Origin of the sequence: Kitasatospora sp. NPDC091276 (assembly GCF_040684355.1) — a bacterium.
Taxonomy (GTDB): Bacteria; Actinomycetota; Actinomycetes; order Streptomycetales; family Streptomycetaceae; genus Kitasatospora.
Genome location: NZ_JBFBFU010000003.1, coordinates 95797 through 114738 on the forward strand (window position 1 = coordinate 95797; position 18942 = coordinate 114738).

Annotated in this window: 19 protein-coding genes and 1 tRNA gene; 6 read left to right on the top strand and 14 right to left on the bottom strand. The window is 71.0% G+C overall.

What is annotated here, in order from left to right; translation table 11 throughout:
• Positions 1 to 97: 97 nt before the first annotated feature.
• Positions 98 to 547: a hypothetical protein gene (locus tag AB0O19_RS04375; protein ID WP_363582339.1), complete on the bottom strand. Its 450-nt coding sequence runs from the start codon at positions 545 to 547 to the stop codon at positions 98 to 100.
• Positions 548 to 742: 195 nt separating this feature from the next.
• Entirely contained in the window at positions 743 to 1834 is a 1092-nt protein-coding gene (gene ugpC, locus AB0O19_RS04380; RefSeq protein WP_363582337.1) for a sn-glycerol-3-phosphate ABC transporter ATP-binding protein UgpC, read from the bottom strand.
• A gap of 283 nt (positions 1835 to 2117) precedes the next feature.
• Between ugpC and AB0O19_RS04385 the strand changes: the two genes are divergently transcribed.
• A tRNA-Thr gene (locus tag AB0O19_RS04385) sits at positions 2118 to 2191 on the top strand.
• A gap of 46 nt (positions 2192 to 2237) precedes the next feature.
• Here the strand turns inward: AB0O19_RS04385 and AB0O19_RS04390 are convergent.
• A complete protein-coding gene (locus AB0O19_RS04390) occupies positions 2238 to 2675 on the bottom strand; it encodes a tyrosine-type recombinase/integrase (protein WP_363617740.1) in 438 nt (145 codons plus the stop codon).
• 411 nt (positions 2676 to 3086) lie between these two features.
• Between AB0O19_RS04390 and AB0O19_RS04395 the strand changes: the two genes are divergently transcribed.
• Positions 3087 to 4166 (top strand): DUF3631 domain-containing protein, encoded by a 1080-nt coding sequence (locus AB0O19_RS04395; RefSeq protein ID WP_363618035.1) that lies wholly within the window; start codon positions 3087 to 3089, stop codon positions 4164 to 4166.
• Positions 4167 to 4520: 354 nt separating this feature from the next.
• Here AB0O19_RS04395 and AB0O19_RS04400 read toward each other — a convergent pair whose 3' ends face one another.
• The 6 genes from AB0O19_RS04400 to AB0O19_RS04425 all read right to left on the bottom strand — a co-directional run bounded on the left by AB0O19_RS04400 (position 4521) and on the right by AB0O19_RS04425 (position 8388).
• A complete protein-coding gene (locus tag AB0O19_RS04400; RefSeq protein ID WP_363617742.1) occupies positions 4521 to 4874 on the bottom strand; it encodes a hypothetical protein in 354 nt (117 codons plus the stop codon).
• 15 nt (positions 4875 to 4889) lie between these two features.
• Positions 4890 to 5477, bottom strand: a complete 588-nt coding sequence (locus AB0O19_RS04405; RefSeq protein ID WP_363617744.1) for a class IV adenylate cyclase — start codon at positions 5475 to 5477, stop codon at positions 4890 to 4892.
• A gap of 28 nt (positions 5478 to 5505) precedes the next feature.
• Complete coding sequence (locus AB0O19_RS04410) at positions 5506 to 6153, bottom strand: SAM-dependent methyltransferase (RefSeq protein WP_363617746.1); 648 nt, start codon at positions 6151 to 6153, stop codon at positions 5506 to 5508.
• Complete coding sequence (locus AB0O19_RS04415) at positions 6071 to 6712, bottom strand: hypothetical protein (protein WP_363617748.1); 642 nt, start codon at positions 6710 to 6712, stop codon at positions 6071 to 6073. Before AB0O19_RS04415 ends, AB0O19_RS04410 begins: the two co-directional genes overlap by 83 nt.
• Entirely contained in the window at positions 6705 to 7607 is a 903-nt protein-coding gene (locus tag AB0O19_RS04420; protein ID WP_363617749.1) for a radical SAM protein, read from the bottom strand. The genes AB0O19_RS04415 and AB0O19_RS04420 overlap by 8 nt, the downstream gene beginning before the upstream one ends.
• 85 nt (positions 7608 to 7692) lie before the next feature.
• A complete protein-coding gene (locus AB0O19_RS04425) occupies positions 7693 to 8388 on the bottom strand; it encodes a haloacid dehalogenase-like hydrolase (RefSeq protein WP_363617751.1) in 696 nt (231 codons plus the stop codon).
• Positions 8389 to 8484: 96 nt separating this feature from the next.
• On the opposite strand from AB0O19_RS04425, the gene AB0O19_RS04430 reads away from it, so the two are divergent.
• Positions 8485 to 9258, top strand: a complete 774-nt coding sequence (locus AB0O19_RS04430; RefSeq protein ID WP_363617753.1) for an XRE family transcriptional regulator — start codon at positions 8485 to 8487, stop codon at positions 9256 to 9258.
• A complete protein-coding gene (locus tag AB0O19_RS04435) occupies positions 9245 to 9712 on the top strand; it encodes an NUDIX domain-containing protein (protein WP_363617755.1) in 468 nt (155 codons plus the stop codon). The genes AB0O19_RS04430 and AB0O19_RS04435 overlap by 14 nt, the downstream gene beginning before the upstream one ends.
• Here the strand turns inward: AB0O19_RS04435 and AB0O19_RS04440 are convergent.
• Both AB0O19_RS04440 and AB0O19_RS04445 read right to left on the bottom strand, forming a co-directional pair.
• Complete coding sequence (locus AB0O19_RS04440) at positions 9700 to 10263, bottom strand: HD domain-containing protein (protein ID WP_363617757.1); 564 nt, start codon at positions 10261 to 10263, stop codon at positions 9700 to 9702. The genes AB0O19_RS04435 and AB0O19_RS04440 overlap by 13 nt on opposite strands.
• A 729-nt stretch (positions 10264 to 10992) precedes the next feature.
• Positions 10993 to 11406: a CU044_2847 family protein gene (locus AB0O19_RS04445; protein WP_363617758.1), complete on the bottom strand. Its 414-nt coding sequence runs from the start codon at positions 11404 to 11406 to the stop codon at positions 10993 to 10995.
• A 124-nt stretch (positions 11407 to 11530) separates the two neighbouring features.
• Between AB0O19_RS04445 and AB0O19_RS04450 the strand changes: the two genes are divergently transcribed.
• Positions 11531 to 12754: a hypothetical protein gene (locus AB0O19_RS04450; RefSeq protein ID WP_363617760.1), complete on the top strand. Its 1224-nt coding sequence runs from the start codon at positions 11531 to 11533 to the stop codon at positions 12752 to 12754.
• Here AB0O19_RS04450 and AB0O19_RS04455 read toward each other — a convergent pair.
• Genes AB0O19_RS04455 through AB0O19_RS04465 form a run of 3 tightly spaced genes read right to left on the bottom strand, consistent with a single transcriptional unit; the run spans position 12744 to position 17384 of the window.
• The gene (locus AB0O19_RS04455; protein ID WP_363582190.1) at positions 12744 to 13337 is read right to left on the bottom strand and encodes an NUDIX hydrolase; all 594 of its coding nucleotides are present in this window, start codon (positions 13335 to 13337) and stop codon (positions 12744 to 12746) included. The two genes, AB0O19_RS04450 and AB0O19_RS04455, sit on opposite strands and share 11 nt — an antisense overlap.
• A gap of 43 nt (positions 13338 to 13380) precedes the next feature.
• Entirely contained in the window at positions 13381 to 16515 is a 3135-nt protein-coding gene (locus tag AB0O19_RS04460) for a trypsin-like peptidase domain-containing protein (RefSeq protein WP_363617762.1), read from the bottom strand.
• Complete coding sequence (locus tag AB0O19_RS04465) at positions 16512 to 17384, bottom strand: hypothetical protein (protein WP_363617764.1); 873 nt, start codon at positions 17382 to 17384, stop codon at positions 16512 to 16514. Before AB0O19_RS04465 ends, AB0O19_RS04460 begins: the two co-directional genes overlap by 4 nt.
• 202 nt (positions 17385 to 17586) lie before the next feature.
• On the opposite strand from AB0O19_RS04465, the gene AB0O19_RS04470 reads away from it, so the two are divergent.
• Positions 17587 to 18915: an MFS transporter gene (locus AB0O19_RS04470; RefSeq protein ID WP_363617766.1), complete on the top strand. Its 1329-nt coding sequence runs from the start codon at positions 17587 to 17589 to the stop codon at positions 18913 to 18915.
• The last annotated feature ends 27 nt before the right edge of the window (positions 18916 to 18942 follow it).

Here is an 18942-nt window from a genome sequence, read left to right on the forward strand (position 1 = left end):
AGGGCGCCCACCGGGGGTGGGAACCCGAGGCCGCGGGCGCCGTCGGCCCGCGGCTGCCGGTGGGCCCGACGGCCTCGTCGGCCCGCGGCCGAGGGGGTCAGCCGGCGATGCCCGCCGCGAACGATCCGTCGCAGACCGGGCGGGCGAAGGACCGGGCCCGCTGGACGTCGCCCTGGTACTTGCGCACCGCCGCCTTGCCCAGCTCTCCGGCGAGCGAGGTGCAGTACGGCGTCAGCGACGGCTGTTCGCGCATCGAGCGCTCCAGCAGGTCCAGCGCGGCGGACGGGTTCTTGGCCCGCAGCTCGTCCAGCAGCACCACCCGCAGCGACTCCTGCGGGGCGAGCCCGTCCGGGGACGTGCCCGCGGTGGCGGTGGCGGAACGCCCGATCCCGGTGCCGTCACCACTGGACGCCGCCACGACCTGCTGGTCGAGGTTGGTCGGCGGGGCCCATGGCACCCGGGTCACGGCGAGGGTGCCGGTGGTCACCAGGACGACCGGCAGGGTCAGGGCGACGGTCTGGCCGATACGGCGTACAAGCTGCTTCACCCTCAGGAGAGTAGCGGTGGGTACGGGTCGAATCGCCCTCCGTGACACCATCGAGTGACACCGTGTCCGGGTTCGTCCCCCCACCGTGTTGACGCGGGGGTGTACGGACGGAGCCCGCCGGACCAGGAATGGTCCGACGGGCTCCGTCGTGCCGGCTTGCCCTGCCGGTCGACCGACCGGCAGGGCGCGCCGTGCTCAGCTGCTCAGACGGGCGCCCGAGCTGGTCGAGAACACGTGGGTCTCGTTGGCGATCGGCACGACGTGGATCGTCTCGCCACGGGCCGGGATCTGCCGGCCGTGCACGCGGACGACCAGCTCCTTGTCCTCGCCGCCGATCTTGGTGGTGCCGTACACGAAGCCGTCGGAGCCGAGCTCCTCGACGACGTTCACCGTCACCGCGACACCCTCGATGCCGCCCGCCGGGACGATCTCGAAGTGCTCCGGGCGGATGCCGACCGTCACCGACTTGTCGGTGCCGGCGCCGGCCAGGTCGTCGCGCGAGACGTTGACCACCGAGCCGCCGAACTTCACGCCGCCGTCCACCAGCGGGACCTCGACCAGGTTCATCGCGGGCGAGCCGATGAAGCCGGCCACGAACAGGTTGGAGGGCCGGTCGTACATGTTGCGCGGGGTGTCGACCTGCTGGAGCACGCCGCCCTTGAGCACCGCGACCCGGTCGCCCATGGTGAGCGCCTCGGTCTGGTCGTGGGTGACGTACACCGTCGTGATGCCCAGGCGGCGCTGGAGGCCGGCGATCTGGGTACGGGTCGAGACGCGCAGCTTCGCGTCCAGGTTCGACAGCGGCTCGTCCATCAGGAAGACCTGCGGCTGGCGCACGATCGCGCGGCCCATCGCGACACGCTGCCGCTGACCACCCGACAGCGCCTTCGGCTTGCGGTCCAGGTACTCCGTCAGGTCGAGGATCTTCGCGGCCTCCTCGACCTTGGTGCGGATCTCCGCCTTGTTCACGCCGGCGATCTTGAGCGCGAAGCCCATGTTCTCGGCGACGGTCATGTGCGGGTACAGCGCGTAGTTCTGGAACACCATGGCGATGTCCCGGTCCTTCGGCGGCAGGTGCGTGACGTCCCGGTCACCGATCCGGATGGAGCCGCTGTTGACGTCCTCCAGACCGGCCAGCATGCGCAGGCTGGTCGACTTGCCGCAGCCCGAGGGGCCGACCAGCACGAGGAACTCGCCGTCCGCGATCTCCAGGTCCAGCGCGTCCACCGAGGGCTTGTCCGCCCCGGGGTAGACGCGGGTCGCCTGGTCGTACGTGACAGAAGCCATGGTTGTTCTCTCCTTCACCGGCAGGAACGTGCCGGACGATCCGAGTAAAGGGGCGTTCGTTCGCCTCCGTCAGCCCGCCCAGTGGTCTGAACCACCTCACGAACCGACTCCGGGCGACGCTACCTGCGCCTCCGCCGCTTGTCAGCCCCCAGCCCGCCCGATTTCGGCATCGGTTCCATCACGCCCACCCAGCCCGCCAACCCCCGGATATCCCCCCACCCCACCTGCCGGGCCCGGTAGACTGCCCCCGGTGCCGCCGTGATCCCTCGCGGACGGTCACCGTGCCTCCTTAGCTCAGCTGGCCAGAGCACCGCTCTTGTAAAGCGGGGGTCGTCGGTTCGAACCCGACAGGGGGCTCTGGGTTCCACCCTGGATGAGCTGCAGGTTTGGCCTTCTGGGCGCTTTATCGCCGGCCTCGGACTTCTCGTCCGAGGCCGTTTGCGTGAGCGAGGCTCGCCGCGCCGTGGCGGAGGTCGTGCAGGCGGATCGGCGGGAGGCCGGCCGCGTTGGCCAACTCACGGAATCGGTCGGTGACTGCGGTCGGGTGCAGCCACTCGCCGTTCCCCTTGGTGAAGACCCGCCGGGTCTCGACCCAAGCGGTGCCCCACTGCTCCCGATCGGCCCGCTGCCGGTCTCGGTGCGCCTCCAGGACGGCCACCGTCTCGGAGTCGAGAGCGATGGTGCGGGCGCCCGCGTCCGTCTTGGGGTCGTCCTCGTAGACCGCCCAGCCGTCCACTACGAGCTGCTTGGCGACTGTGAGGAGCCCGGACTTCAGATTGGTGTCAGCCCACCGCTGGCCGCACGCCTCGCCGCGTCGCCCGCCGGTCGCAAACCGGCGCAACGCACTCCATTCGCCTGCGAGTTGGGACCAATCGGCTCATCGGTTTGGCAGGCGGGAACGCGACGGCCCTCGGTGCTACCAACACCGAGGGCCGGACGAAGTCCCCAGATCAGCGAATCAGTTCAACCGGTGGCAGCGCGACAGTCGAGGTCGTGCGCACCAGCGAGGAGCTTCACCGTGAACTCTACTTCTCCGCACCCCACACCGGGAGGCCAGGCGCAGGGCTGGCCTCCTGTAGCCGTCCCGGGTCAGCCCGGTCACTTCCGACCGGAGGTCGGTAAAAATGACGTACTGACCGACGGGAGTTACCGGGGCACCGTTTCTCTGACCGGTGAGGTCACCTCCGAGGCGGTCAATTACCGGGTCGCCGAGGACGCCCCGGTCAGCTCGCCCACCCCAGGCGCCGAGCTTCTGTCCGAACTGCGGTCAGCCATCGCCCGGTTCGTCATCTTGCCGTCCGCCCACGCGCTGGACGCGGTGACCCTGTGGGTGGCCGCGACCCACTTGCAGCCCGCGTGGCAGCACGCACCGCGCTTGGCGGTGATCGGACCGGCCAAGCGGTGCGGGAAGTCGCGGCTGCTCGACGTGATCACCGAGACGGTCCACGACCCGCTGATCACGGTCAACGCCACCCCGGCCGCCATCTTCCGGTCGATCACCGACCAGCCGCCGACCATGTTGGTGGACGAGGCGGACACCCTGTTCGGCACCATCAAGGTCGCGGAGAAGAACGAGGACCTGCGGGGCCTGCTCAACGCCGGTCACCAGCGGAACCGGCCCACGCTGCGGGTGTCCGGACCCGACCACAAGCCGATGAAATTCCCTACCTTCGCCACGGCGGCCCTGGCCGGTATCGGCGACCTCCCGGACACGATCACGGATCGGTCAGTCGTCATCCGCATGCGCCGCCGGGCATCGGGTGAGTACGTCGCTTCGTTCCGCTCCAAGCGGGACACTCCGGCCCTGCACCACCTCCGCGACGGCCTTCGCGCCCGGCTCATACCCCTGACCGATACGGCTGCCGACCTGGAGCCGCCGATGCCGGTCGAGGACCGGGCAGTCGATACCTGGGAGCCCTCGGTGGCGGCCGCTGACCTCGCCGGAGGCGAGTGGCCCGCCCGCGCCCGAGCGGCGTGCCAAGCCATGACCGCCCACGAGTCCGGGCAGGACGAGGACGGCGGCCTGAAGACCAGGATCCTGGCCGACATCCGGCGGGTCTTCGTCGCAGGCGGTAATCCGGACGCCCTGTCCACCGAGCACCTCCTGACCGCCCTGAAGGCTGACAGCGAGGCACCCTGGGCCGATCACGGCACCAACGGCCTGACTGCACGCGGCCTGCGACTCTTGCTTAAGGACTACGGCATCGGTTCGGCGAACATCCGCTTCGATCGGGACACCCAGCGCAAGGGATTCACCCGCAACAGCTTCCTCGACCCCTGGCACCGCTACTGCCCGGAACCCGTGGAGCAGCCCGCCGCCATCGGCATCTGACCCTCACCACTCGTACCACCCGTCCCCGCCCAGCTCGTGCTGGGGACGGGCTGCTTCCCCGCTACGAGTCCAACCGCCCCTGGACCGTCACTCGTACCACTGCGACCAGCCATGCAACGAGTGGGACGACTGCGACGCCGGCATGGCGTCCAGGAGCACCGCGACGGACAGGCCACCCGGGTGGCCGAACTGATTCCGCACGCGGAGCAAGTTGTGGGGTAAGTCATCCTTACCCCGGCCCGCGCCCCTTGAGGGCGGAGCAAGCTGCCGCCTGCGACGGCCCTATGGCCAGCGCTCGGCTCTCAGCCGGGGGGCCGAGCGCCGAGCGTCATTCAGGCCAGTGGGCTCGGAGTGCTACACAGTCTGCTCGCGGTCTCCAGCATGCTGGCTGTCCGTCGCCTCCGGACTGGCTGGCCCCGCGACCACCGTGGCCCGCCACGGTGCGTCGTTGAGGAGAATCGAGTGCCAGACCCGGTCATGGAGTTCCTGGATGCAGGATCCGCAGGCGTACATCGATGCCTGGGCGCCGGCCACACTCACCGGGCCGATCCACAGGACTCGGGTCCGCTGCTGGCCGCAGAACAGCCAGCAGAAGCCGTCTACCCACTGGTTGCCGTCATTGGTGGCCGCCGGGGCGGGCGGACCTCCTTGGGTGAATTCGTAGATCCCGGGTATCACCCCTGCGCGGCAGTGCAGGTCTGTCGGCACGGCTCAGCTCCGGGCTCAGTGGTTCTCGACCGCCATGGGCGCCGACCCGGTCTTGCCGGTGTCGGCGAACAGGAGGGTGGACTCGGCGAGGATGTCGCGGCCGGCCTCGCTCTTGTAGATCTCGTCCACGCTGCCGAACCGGGCCTCGGAGTAGTCGAGATCGAGCAGGGCCGCCGCCTGACGGACCGACGTCTCGTCGGGACCCTCGATCTCGACGAAGGTCGGGAGGTCGGGCCAGGTGTCGAAGTCGAAGGCGACCTCGCCCAGACACCACTCCTCGCGGTAGTTCTCCTGGTAGCGGACCTCGCGCAGGCCAACCCGGCGGAGGATCTCGGCCATGGCGTGAAGGTCCGCGACCTCGGTCTCGATCTCAGTGGTGCCATCGATCGTGGTCGCGTCGGTGACCTGCTTGAGGGTGAGGGTCGAGCGGGTGCCCTCGTCGCGCAGCCGGATCCACTGGTTGCCGTCGAGGGCGTCGTTCTCGAAGATCTTGCGGGTAAGGAGGGTTCGCGGGAACGACCGAACGGCACCCAACGCGGTCAGCTTTGCCTGGAGGTCGGCGACATCGACGGACAGGAACTTGGCCTCGTACTCGTGCTTCATGATTCCCCTTCTCGGCTTACTGATTGGGTTACTTGGGAGTGCGGGCCGCCAGGAGCAGGCCCATGCGGTGGGTGTGGTCCTGGAGCTGGCCGACGTGGGCCCGCTCGGTGAACTCGCCGGTCCTCAGCGTCAGTAGAACGGTCCAGGCGCTGGTGAAGTGGCGGCTGAGCTTCTCGGGGGAGGTGTAGTGCTCGATGTGGTGGTGGCGCTGGTCGACCGGCATCATGAACTCCGCGCCGAACAGGCCGTTGGGACGCACGAGGAGCTGCATGCGGGCGACGAACTCAGCGAGCGGGCGATGGTGGTTGGCACTGTAGTGCCACGAGCAGCTCGTCCAGACCGCGTCGCAGAGGGTGCCGAGCGGGTCGGCATCGAGGAAGTCCTGGTCGACCACCCGCACCCGGTCGTAGAGCTCTTCGAGTCTGAGCCGGTCGATCAGCCCCATCGCGTGGGCGTTGACGTCACCTGGAAGGCGGACCTCGCCGCCGTGGAGGGCCTGTGGGTCGCGTTCGAAGGCGATGACCCGGTAGCCGGCGGCGGCCAGCGGCAGGACCAGTCTGCCGTCGGCGGCCCCGATGACCGCGACCGTGCCCTCAGGGGCGACGCGTTCCTTCAGGGCGGCGAGGAACTGGGGGAAGAAGGTGAGCGTGTGCTCCCACAGGCTCTGTGTCTGCACGGTGGTGGGTTCCTTGGGTGGCGGTGGCGAGGATGGCCTCGACGACCTGGTCCGGTTCGCGGCCCGTAGTGTCGACCTGGTGCATCGGGAACCGGGCGTAGGCGGCGGTGATCCGTTCGACGACGTCCTCGCCGAGCGCGTCCCAGCGGGATACGGGCTTCTGCCGTGCGGCCAGGCGGTGTTGGCGTTCGTTCTCTGCGCAGACCAGCTGGTAGGTGACCGGCTGGGGCAGGCCGTGCGGCAGGGCGATGCCCAGGCGGGTACCGAAGGCTCGGTGGTTGGCCAGGCATCGGGCGAAGTAGCTCTCCACCACGACCGGGATGCCCGCGTCCAACCAGCTCTGGATCTCGTCGATGGCCGTGAACAGCGCGGAGAGGTAGAAGCACATCCGTGCCTCGGTGTTCTCCCGCCGGTCGATCTCCGGTCGGAGCGGCTGGTAGAGGAGCGGGACGGTGGGAACCAAGACGGCACCGCGGGCTGCGGCGAGCAGCGGCGCGATGGTCGACTTGCCGGTACCGCGCAGCCCTTCGAGACATTCGAATAGAGGGTGGTCAGACACGGCCGTACACCACGTCCGGTACGGCGAGCGTGAGTTCGTCGGTGGCGGAGGGTCGGTGGATGACGCGGTTGGCGAGCTTGTCGTACCAGAAGGCGTGGGAGTCCTTGCCGACCGCCTTGCAGGACATGGTGAGCGCTCCGCGCGGGTCGGCCTCGATCCGCTCGATCTCGCGTGGGCCGTTGGAGGTAGCGCAGATCTCCGGGGCGCCGTCGGCGGACAGGTCCTCATCGACGACGACCTCGATGGCCAGGTCGGCGTCCTGGAGCTGCTCGCGCAGGCGGGTGTAGGCCGTGGGATCGGTGACGAGGAGATCAGGGTGATCGGCGGCGTTGCCGACCGCCCGCAGGCAGTGGAGCTTCAACTGCCGTGCACCGAAGTCCTGGAGAGTACGGGCGAGCGGCAGCACCTCGTCGATGTTGCGGGAGGTGACCGTCATGGTGGCCCCGGTGTGGACCCCGAGTTCCCGCGCGAGGTCGAGGGCGCTGAGCGCGCCCTGGTAGCTGCCGAGCTTGCGGATCTGGTCGTTGGTCGAGCCCATTCCCTCCAGCGAGATCCGCAGGAAGTCGAGGTACGGGGCGATCTCGGTGAGTCGGCGCTCGATCCGGTAGCCGTTGGTGCAGATCTCGACCGGGATGCCCAACTGCTGCTTGGCGTACCGGACCACCTGCGTCAGGTCCTTGTAGACGAAGGGCTCGCCTCCGAGCAGCGTGACGGCCTCGGTGCCGTAGCGGTGGTGCATGAGGGTGAGGAGGTTGATCGCCTCCTGGAGGCTGAAGGCGTCGGCGTGCTTGAGACGCTCGCCATGGAAGCAGTGCAGGCACTCGAAGTTGCAGCGGTACAGCAGCTGCAGGTACAGCATCCGGATCCTGCGGATGCCGGTGACTTCCCCGATCATGTGGGACCTCCCTCGGCCGATTGGCTGGTGGAGACCCGATGGTTGCGGAGAGTGCGGGGACTGCATCACCGCGTACTTGGACGGCTCAGGGACGTCCTGGGACGTTCTCCAGTAGTGCGAGAAGACCGGCCGTGTCCGACAGATCAGGCAGCACCACCGGAGCGCCGGCCGCCTTGAGCTCGGCCTCGCCGTGGATGCCGGTGGCGACTGCGATGATCCCGGAACCGGTGGCGAGGGCTGCCTCGACGTCCCGTGGCGTGTCGCCTACCAGGACGACCGGGATGTCAGCGGGCAGTCCGCAGTGGCGATGGACACGCTGACGGGCGACGGCGACTAGGTCGCGACGTTGCTCCGCGTCGGCGCCGAAGGCCCCGACGGCCAGGTCCAGCAGCGGATCCAGGTCGAACGCCGCCAGCTTTACGCGGGCGTTCGCCGCGATGTTGCCGGTCAGCACCGATGACACCCAACCAGCCTGGACGGACGTCGCCTTGAGGACATCGAGCACGCCCGGAAGCGCCCTCCCGCGCTGACGCAGTTCGCCGGAGCGCTCCTCACCGGCCCGGGCGAGAGCGGCATCAACGATCGGCCAGTGAGGCTCCGGGAGATCGTGCCGGCGGAACATGTCGCGCATGATCAAGCGATCGGTGCGGCCCTCCGTCGATGCCGGCACGGCTGGTGGGGCGCCGGTCAGCGCGGTGAATGCGGCGGCGTAGATCTCCTTGCTCACCCCGGCGTTCTCGATGAGCGTGTGGTCGATGTCCCACAGGACGATGAGCTGCATATCGCCAGCGTAAGTACCTTGTCGGGCCGTCAGCTCCAGCCGAACGTCCCACAACGTCCTTGCACATCCACGCCCGGCTCGGCTTGTATGGTCTCCGTGAACGAGCGACTTCACTCCGTACTCGCTCAGCGGGGCATAGAGCCCGAGGCGCTCGCCGAAGCCTGCGAAGTGGACCCCAAGACCGTCGGCCGCTGGCTCGGCGGGCGCGTACCCCACCCGAGGCACCGCTTCCGCGCCGCTCGGTTCCTGCGGGTCGAGGAGATCTTCCTCTGGCCCGACCCGCAGCCCCGTGCAGGCCGGCAGACCGGCGGGTTAGGCACCGAACTCCTCGGCACCTACCAGAACCGGGCCAGCGTGCCCCGCGAGACCTGGCTGACCCTGCTGCAGGAGGCCCGCCAGCAGATCGACGTGCTCGTCTTCTCCGGGACGTTCTTCGCCCAGTCCAACCCGCGCGTCGCCAAGATGCTCGCCGAGCGAGCGGCCGACGGCGTCCAGGTGCGGTTGTGCTTCGGCGACCCGAGCGGGCACTCCGTCGCTGTCCGAGGTCGCGAGGAGGGCATCGGCGACACCCTCGCCGCCAAAATTCGCGCCTCTCTTACCTACTACCGTCCTCTGCTCCCGGAAGAGGGCTGCGAGGTGAGGCTCCACGACACCACGCTCTACAACTCCCTCTTCCGCTACGACGACAACCTGCTGGTCAACCCGCATATCTTCGGCCAGCCGGCCAGCGCCAACCCCCTGCTCCACCTCAAGCGAGTGGACACCACCGGCTGGTTCGACAACTACGCTCAGAGCTTCGAAGCAGCCTGGGCCCACGCACGGCCCTGGACGCCCGACCAGGAGGGGACCGCCGCACATGGGCAGGACTGAGTACTACAACGACTCCAACGCCCCCAAAGCCAACACCCTCATCCCTGCAAGCAACCTGCTCGTCGTCGACGACCAGGGCGCGATCCTGCTGCAGCGCCGCCGCGACACCGGCCAGTGGGCGCTGCCCGGCGGAGCGCAGGACATCGGTGAGACCGCCGCCGAGTGCGCGGTGCGCGAATGCTTGGAGGAGACCGGCATCCAGGCAGAGATCACCGGTTTCCTCGGCGTCTACACCAACCCGAACCACATCGTCGCCTACACCGACGGCGAGATCCGCCAGCAGTACGAGAACACCTATATCGGTCGCCCCGTCGGCGGCGAGCCCACGATCAACGACGAGGCCGACGGCGTCCGCTTCATCCAGCCCGCCGACTTCGACCAGTACGACATCCACCGCAGCATGCGCCAGCAGATCGGCGACTACCTCGCCGGTACCTACCCCTACTTGGGCTGAGCCGCCAGCGCCGCTTCCACTCGAGCGACGGCCGCGAAGATCTCCGGCGACGCCCGACGGATGAACCGCCCCACCACACTCTCCGCCCCGTAGCGGCCAACGATCTCCGCCACCCGCGCCTCAGCCGTCGTCGGCTCACCGTGGGGCGTCGTCGTCATGTCACACCACACCAATGCATCCACCAGCCGCTGATCCTCTAGCAGCGGGAACTCGGCCTCCAGTACCACTCGCAGCCCGCGCTCCTCGGCCTCCAGCAACGCGAACGAGTGGTTCGCCACCAGCCGCACGAGGCGCTCGTCTGCACCGTGAACGTCCCGGAGAAACCGGGCACCATCAAGCGGATGGAAGCCGGTGACCGCCAGCACCGGCGCGTACCCGACATCGTGCAAGACGGCAGCCGCGATGAGCAGGTCGGCGTTATCGCCGAGAACCGGTTCGAGACCCACGGCCCGGAGCGACACACCTTGGGAATGCGTCCACCGTCGGGGAAGTGGACCAGCAAGTTCAGCTTCAGCAATCAGATGCGCCCACGCTGTGAGTCCTCGATCCATGGGCTGATCATGCCCACACACGGCTGAGTCAGCCGCTCCCAAGTTCACCTGAGTTCGCCGAAAGTGGCACCTCTGTCGTCAGAGGCAGCCTGCCCCTGTCACCCGCATCTCCAGTAACTTGCCCTGCGAGATGGGGTTCGGGTGTCGAATCCAGCCAGAAAACTGTCATTTCGGGCATACGCGTCGAATTGAGGTCAGGGAGCTTGCGGATGCCTGGATAGGGAGCAGCCTCCCTGAGCGTCCTATATTTGGAGCCGAGTGTTCCGAATTTGGCGGCGCTTGACCGTGCCTGGTGCGCCCTGCTCTCGAAAGTTACTGACAAGTCGCAAAGGGGTTCCTCGGGCTTTCGTTGGAGTGTGCGTGACGGTGCGAAAATCATCGAGTTTTGGAAGGCTGACGGCCGCGAGAAGCTCCGGGGCGCGTCGCTTATCTTCGCTGAACGCTGGAACTGACCTTCCGCTAGCTGCCTGGTTGCGTGCGCGATGCGTGAGCGGACAGGCGGGCAGGAGCCACCAGTATCTGGATCACGCAACCTGCCGCGTGGCGCTGAACTGCAGGTTCAGCGCCACGCGGCATCAAGTGTCACCCGCCGTCATGATCCGTGTGGGGCTTGTAAAGCGGGGGTCGTCGGTTCGAACCCGACAGGGGGCTCGCGTAGGAAGCAATGCGACCGGCCCTTCGTCGTTGCCGGGGCGTGTCGCAGGCCGTGGGGTGGTGCGTGGCGGTCGATCAGGTGGGTTCGGGTGCGGATTCGGCCGGTTCGCCGGGTTCGGCGGGTTCGTTCGAGTCGTCGGACTCCTCCGATTCCTCCGGTTCGTTCGGCGGGCCGGAAAGGGCGGTCTCGCCGCTTTTCCGCCAGGTCGCCGTCACCTTCAGGCTGGCCTTTCCGTCGACTCCCGTCACCGCGCTCACGAGGACTCCCGTCTTGACGGAGAGCTCGATTCCGAATTCGAGCGTGAATTCGTCGGGGGCGGCCGCCCGCAGGCCGGATCGCACGTTGCCGACCACGGTCTGGAGGGTGCTCGCGAGGTCGTCCAGCTGGTAGCTGGGGCGGCGCAGGGCGACGTCCCTGGGCCCGCGCTGCTCCTCGATGCGGGCCCAGAATGTCCCCTCGGGCGTCACTACTTGGACAAGCTCCGACATTTCTCCTCCAAGGGGTGCCGTTGCCGGGGTCGAATTGCCGGAAAACCGGTGACCGGCCCGGGCCGTGGGCCTATCCTTCTTCTTCGCGAGGGGAACTGTATCGGGCGCCGAGGGGTGGCAGGCCATGGATATGGGACAGCGGGCGGCGGGTACCGAACGCATCTACCTCTCCGATGTGGAGCCGCACGCGGCGGCGCCGATCGACCGGGCCTCAGACCTGCGGTCGCGGGTCCTGCTGCATGTCCTCTTCGCCGACACCCTGCTGATCGGCGACTCGCAGGGCCTCAACAACAGGTACTTCCGAGCGCTCGTCGACGTCGAGGAGGCGCGGAAGGTCCGCTGGTCCCCGGGTACGGCGGCGCTCTCGGACTTCGGCGCCCTCCTGGAGGCAGGCCGGCTGCGGGTCGCGCTGCGGGCGGGTGGGACCCTGCACCGGATCAGCGACGGCCACCGGGCCGAGGGCGTGGAGAACGCGCCCGACGTCACCTACGTGGAGCGGCTGACCGGGGTGTCGTCCGCGCACACGGTGCCGTACGACGGGTCGGCCGTCGCCGCCGCGTTCAAGTCCGGTGTCCTGACGCGGATCGAGGCCGCCGAGCGGGACTTCGCCGGGAGCGCGCGGGAGGCCCTCGAAGCCGCGCGCGCCTGGGTCTCCGAGCAGGATCCGCTGCTCTACAAGCAACTCCGGGACTGGCTGGCCGGCTACCGGAGCGCGCGCCCGGGGGGCAGCGCCGAACTCGTCCTCGTGCTCCAGTCGGTGGACGACTGGGCCGGCGAGTCCTACCGGCGGGCGCTGCCGCAGGCCCTGGGCGTCGGCATGGCCGGCCCGCGCGACGGCGAGGGCACCATCCCGGTCTTCCGGAGCCGGCGACTCGTCGAGTACGCGGGGTTCCCGGCGGTGATGCTCGACAACCTGCTGCTGTCCCAACTCCCGGTGGAGGTGGTGTTCGAGGCGATCGAGCAGCCCTCCCGGGTGGCCCTGGTCGCGGAGTTGGGGCGGCTGCGCCGGGGGATCCAGCCGGACACGGCGGTGCTGCGTTCGGCGGTCGACGAGTTCAGCTCGTGGACGCTGGAGGCGTTCGAGCGCACCTTCCGCCGTGTCGGGGGTCTGGCGTGGGAGCACTTGCGGGGCGAGGTCCGGCTGATGCGCTTCGGGCTGGACGAGGACCCTGTCGCCGGTCGGCTGGGGGCCGGCCTGGAGGTGGTCTCCCCGGCGACCGACGGCGTTCGCGACCTGTCGCTCCACGTGGTGAACGGCCCGGGTGCCGCGGGTCCGGAACCGCAGCGCCGGGCACAGCCGCGGCCGTTGCGCGAGCTCGATCCCTTCGAGCGGGTGGTCACCCTCTGACGGTCCCGGTCTGCGGGTCGGGGTGGGCCTGGAGGAGGGCGAAGGCGGCCAGGGTGACGCCGCAGGTGATCCGGCCCTGCCGCAGCCAGCGCGCCATCAGGTCGGGGGAGACCCAGACCGGGTCGGTCACCGATTCCATGGCCTCCGGACGGGCGGTGGCGGTGCCCCCGGGGAGCACGGTGGCGCGGCAGACGTGGATGCCGTTCTCGATCAGGCCGGTGTCCGCGTGGATCAGGCCGAGGCTCTCCACGGTGGAGGCGATGAGGCCGGTCTCCTCCCTGAGCTCGCGCGCGGCGGCCTCCTCCGGGGGTTCGCCGGGCTCGCAGCCGCCGCGCGGGAACTCCAGCGAGGCGGCGCCGACCGGGTAGCGGTAGGAGGGCACCAGCGCGATGCCGTCGGGGCCGGTCGCCACCACGACGACGCCGGTCTGCGACCACTGCCACCGGAGGTAGTTGCCGGCCGTGCCGCCCGGGGCGACGACCTCGTCGTTGTAGAGCCGGCCGAAGCGGTTCCCGAAGACCTCGACGGCCTGGCGGCGTCGGATCGGGGCGGGCGCGGCGAGGTCCTGAGAGTCCGTGGGCATCATGCTCCTACCTGCCGTCGTAGGGCCGCAGGTGGCGACGGCCTCACCTGCCATGATTGCCCATGGTCGCCAGCTGCTCCACCCAGTGTGCGCGCTCGTCGGTGAACTCGGTTATCTCCGAGGAGAGTTGGACCAGCATTCGGAGCGAGGACCGTTGTGCGGCGAGCCGTTGCCGGTCGCCGGGCGGAAGGGCGGCGCGCAGCTGTGCGGCTTCCCGCAGCGCGCGGTACGCCTCGTCGTCCCGTCCGGCCCGGACGAGGCCGATCGCCTGCCGGTGCAACGCCTCCGGGAGCCTGGCCAGGTAGCGGCCGGGCTGCTGGTCGGCGAGCTCGCGCAGCAGCGCGAGCGCCCGGTAGCCGGCCGCCACCGCCTCGACGGGCCGGCCGGCCAGTTGCCCGCACCGGGCGAGGAGTTGGAGGCAGGTCAGCAGGGTGTCGTCCTGCCGGGCTCCCGGTTCGGCCTCCTCGCACAGCTCGACGCCGTGTGCGGCCGCGTCGAGGGCGGCGCTCACCTGGCCGTCCTCCATCCGCACCAGGGCCAGGGTGCTCAGCGCCGTCGCGGTGTCCAGGAGGTACGTCTGGCGCAGGGTGTCGTCCCCGTCCGCCCCGGCGAGGAGTTCCTCGTAGTGGGCGACGGCCGACCTGGCGTGTTCGAGCGCCGGTTCGGTCCGGTGGGCGCGGTGCAGCAGGAGGCTCACGTTGTGGAGCGCCCTCGCGTACTCGGGGAGGTGGCGTCCGGTCTGTCGGACGAGGTCCCGGCTGAGGCGGACGGCCTGCTGGGCGGCGGTCAGCGCCGAGTCGCCGGGGCGGACGCCGTCCGCGCCGAGTCCGCCGGGGGCGGGTCCGTCCACGGCGGGCCCGTCCACGGCGGGTCCGCCCGGGGCCGGTCCGCCCGGGGCCGGTCCGTCCGCGGCGGTCTCGTCGAGCCGGAGGCTGTAGCTGATGAGGCGGCGCAGCCTGCGCAGCTGGTCCTCCTCGCCGAATTCGGGGTCCGGCTGGTCCAGCAGGCGCTTCAGGACCAGCGCCGCCACCGGCGACATGCTGGAGGGGTAGCCGGGCAGCCGGCTCTCGACGGCGGCGAGGACGTCCGGTCCGCACGCCCGCACGGCGGGCAGCATGAGGGCCGCCAGCGGTTCGGCGTGCGGCAGTACGGCGCCGTTGGCGGCCAGGGCCGGCAGGAGCGCGTCGGGCCGCTCGGCGATGCTCCGGGCCAGTGCGGCGTCCAGGGCCGGGTGGGCGGGGTGGTCCACGACCCGCCCCACCCCGGTGCAGCCGCGGGCGCGGGCGAGGATCTCCACGGTCTCGGTGGCCGCCGCGATCCGCTGCTGCGGCGAGGCGGGGTGCGGCGGGTCCAGCAGGGCGAGCAGGTACTCCTCTGAGCGTCCCGAGCTCTCCGGCGTACTCAGCACCCGCCGGACCAGGATCTCGCCGATCCGGCTCGGGCCGACGGGGGCGACCAGGCCGTCCTCGGCCGGGTAGAGCATGCGCAGGAGGGCGTTGACGACGTTCATGTTGAGGGGCGGACGGTGGGGGAACGCCTCGGCCCGGACCCGCTCCAGCAGGGCGATCAGCCGGTCCGAGCGTCGCCCGGGGGCGAGGACCGGGACGAGGAGGAGCCCTTCCGCCAGGAGCCGGCCGGCCTCGCCGGCCAGGGCCGGCTCCGCGGGCAGCCACGCCGTGAGCTGCGCGTGCCAGACCCGGACCTCGTGGTCGCAGAGCCGTTCGAGCGGATCTCCGTGCCCGGACCAGCTGCTTCCCCGGGCGAGGGTGAGGACGGCGTCCAGCGCGAGTGCCAGCACGCCGAGCAGCGAGTCCTCCCGCCCGGCGCGCGACGGAAGGCTCCTCGGTACGGGCAGGCGGTCGTGGCCGAGTCGTCGGGCGAAGACCTCGAAGGCCGAGACGACCAGCGCGGCGGGCGAGGCGTCCCCGGCGGAGGCGGAGGCGGTGGCGGCGGAGGGGACGGAGGGGATCGTCCTGGGGAGTTCCACGACGCTGGCGTCGGCCAGTGCCCAGTCGTCGACGCCGCTCTGCAGCGCCCGCCAGAAGGGCTCGGCCGTGCGGGCGAGCAGCAGCAGGCGCAGCCGGGGCTGCTCGGGCCCGAACCGCGAGACGTGGTCCACCAGGGTGCGGATGTCCTCCAGCCGGGCCTGGGCATAGTCGAAGACGGCGAGGACCGCCAGACCGTCGTCGAGGGCGGTGGTCAGCTCGTCCAGCCACCCCGCCCCCGCGAGGCTGCTGCGCTGCACGAAGCCCGCGAGCCAGCCGTCCTCGGCCATCAGCCGGCACAGCTCGGCGGCGAGCCTGGTCTTGCCGGAGCCGCCCGGCGCGTGGAGCAGGCGCAGCAGCAGCGGGGTCCCGTCGGCGCACCAGGCCCGCAGTTCGGCGAGTTCCGGGCGGTCCACGAAGGGCATCGCGCCCTGCGTCAGCAGCTGGGCGGGGGTCGGCCGGGGCGTCTGGCGGGGCCGGTGGTGTCCGTACGCCCCGAAGAGCCGGACCTGGCGCCCGGCCCGGTCCATCGCCAGGTCGTACCAGGCCGTGCCGGGCCGGTGGCCGAGTCCGTTGCGCCGGGCCAGTTCGGGGAAGCAGGTCCGCACCGCGTCGACGGGGACCATCCAGCCGCCCAGGACGGCCGTCTCGTCGCGGGAGGTCTTGAGCACTCCGCACACCCGCCCGGTGGCGGGGTCGAGCACGAGGCCGCCGCTGAACCCCTGGACGACCTGGTCGCTCTTGAGCCGGACGAAGTGGCCCGCTTCGCCGGAGCGGCCGACGACGGAGAGGTACAGGGTGTCCCGGTGGGTGCCGGCGTCCAGGGTCGCGTCGCTGAATCCGTGGACGATCACGTCCGAGCCGCCGGGGGGCACCTGGTCGGCGAGCCAGACGCCCGCGGTGTCCAGTGGTTCGGGGAGCCGGAGCACCGCGAGGTCCGGGTACGCGTAGATGCCGCCGTCCGGGTCCTGCCGCGGTTCCCGGGCGACCACCTCGGCCCGGAGCGTGCGCCCGTGCACCGTCACCGCCGGGTGCGGGTCGGAGCGGACGACGTGGGCGCAGGTCAGCACGGTGTCGGGGGCGACCAGGAAGCCGGTGCCGGAGCTCTCCGCGGTCTCGATCAGCACCGCTTGTTCCGTGGCGAGTCGGCTGACGGCCTCCCGGCGCCGCCGGGTCTCGTTGTCGGGGATCACTCGGGGTCCCTTCGATCGGGGGTGCCAGGGTGTCGTGCCCGGCCGTCGGAATCCAGTGACGGAGGTGCGCCGGACCGTAGTTGACGCAGGGTCCAGCCGTGGGCGCCGGGGGTCAAGGGGGTGGTGTGGGCGGTGAGGAGTTCGGCGGCGCGGCGGTAGGAGAGGCGGGCGCGGCCGGTGTGGGGGCAGCGGTCGGGGGCGGGGGTGCCGGCGGGGGCGCGGCGGTCGGTGAGGAAGAGCGGGCCGGCGGTGCGGCCGGCGACGAGGAGGGGGAGCAGCCGGGCGGTGCCGCTCCGCCAGTGGACGGGGGTGCGGCCGGGCCGGTGGAGGGTGCGGTGCCGGGGCAGGTCGAGGTCGTCGGTGTCGAGGGCGAGGACGGTGTCGATGGCGGCGCCGGACTCGTGGAGCAGGTGCCAGAGCGACTGTTCGCGCAGGGGCGCGCGGAGGGTGAAGAGGGCACGCAGGTCGTCGGGTGCCAGGGGAGTGACGGTCGGTCCGGGCCGCGGGCCGGGGTGCAGGTCGGTGGTGGGGTCGTCGTCGAGCCAGCGCTGGGCCCGCCACCAGGCCACGGCGGCGCGCAGGGTGGAGAGTTCGCGGTTGAGCGTGCGCGGGTCGGTGTCGGCGCGGCGGCGGTCGGCGGCGGTGCGCAGGCGGCGGGCGGCGTCCGGGTGGTCGAGCAGGGCGAGCGGGAGGACGGGCGGCCGGGCGCGCCGCCGTTCGGGGCCGGTGGGGGCGGGGCGGTCGGCGAGGGCCCAGGCCCAGGTGTTCAGGGCGATCCGGTAGATCCGCCGGGAGCCTTCGGCGAGCCCGGAGGCGGCCAGGTAGCGCTCGACGGCGACGGCGTACTCGACCGGGGGGAGCTCTGCCATGGCTGGGCCTCTTCCGCAGTAAATCAACTCGGATCGGACCCCTGAAGGCTATCTTCGAAGCGCAGTAAATCGCAGGTGAACGGCCATTTTTGAGGCCGTTTACTGCGGCAGCTGGCAGAGCGTGAAATGTTGAGGCAAAAAGACTCAACTTTTCCCCGGAAACCCTTGAACGCCGTTCCCGTCCGGAGGCAGACTGCCGCCCATGGCAGTGGATGCGGAACGGATCCCGGCCCGCCGCCGGCGGCTGGGAGACCGGCTCGCCGTGCTGGGCGAGCGCGATTTCGCGTGGTTCTTCGTCGGCTACTCGACCTCCCTCCTCGGCTCCTCGATGGCGCCGGTGGCGGTGGCCTTCGCGGTGCTCGACGGCGGCGGCGGCGGAACCGACCTGGGGTGGGTGATGGCGGCCCGGATCCTGCCGGTGGTGCTGGTGCTGCTGGCCGGCGGGGTGATCGCGGACCGGTTCGGCAGCCGCCGGGTGATGCTGGGCTCGGACGTCCTGCGCGGGCTCGTCCAGGCGGTGTTCGCCGCGCTGCTGACGGCCGGGCGGGCGCCGGTCTGGGCGATGGTCGCGCTGGTGGCGGTGTGGGGGATCGGGGAGGGGCTGTTCCTGCCGGCGCTCGGGGCGATCGTGCCCGGCCTGGTGCGCCGGAAGGAGCTCCTGGCCGACGCGAACACCCTGCTGGGGCTGGCCCGTTCGGTGGCCACGGTGGCCGGGCCCGCGACGGCCGGCCTGGTGACGGCGACGCAGGGCCCGGCGGTGGTCCTGCTGGTCGACGCGGTGACGTACGGCGTCGGCGCGTTCGCCCTGGCCAGGCTCCGGCTGCCCGACCGGGCGGCGAACGCGGCCGGAGGCGAGCAGTCGATGCTCGCCGAACTGCGGGCCGGCTGGTCGGAGTTCGCCTCCCGGCCGTGGTTCTGGATCACCACCGTCCAGATGGGCCTGTTCAACCTGCTGGTCTGGGCGCCGTTCCTGGTGCTCGGCCCGCTCACCGCGCAGCGGGACCTCGGCGGCGCCCGGGCCTGGGGTCTGGTGATGGGGGTGTACGGCGTCGGCGCGGTGCTGGGCGGGCTGGTGATGCTCGGGCGCCGGCCCGAGCGGCCGCTCGCGGTGGCCACCGTGGCCACGCTGGCCTGGGCGCTGCCCTCCGCCGCGCTCGCGGCCGGTGCGCCGCTGCCGTGGGTGGTGGCCGGCGCGCTGGTGGCGGGGGTCGGCTCGGCGGTCAGCGGGACGCTGCTCAGCACGACGATGCAGAGCTGGGTGCCGCCGGAGGTGCTCGGCCGGGTCAACTCCTTCGGGGCGCTCGGCGCGTTCGTGCTGGGGCCGCTCGGGCTGGCGGCGGCCGGACCGGCGGCGGACCGGATCGGCGTGGACAAGGTGCTGCTGCTCGGTGCGGTCTGGCAACTTGCGGCCGGTACGGTGGTGTTGGCGGTGCCGGCGGTCCGGAACCGCCGGTGGGAGGAGAGCCGGCACGGCGAGGGCGGGCGTCAGGGCGGGGACGGGCGTCACGGCGACCAGGAGGGCGCGCCCTGACCCGCGCTGGTCCGACCTTCCCGGGAT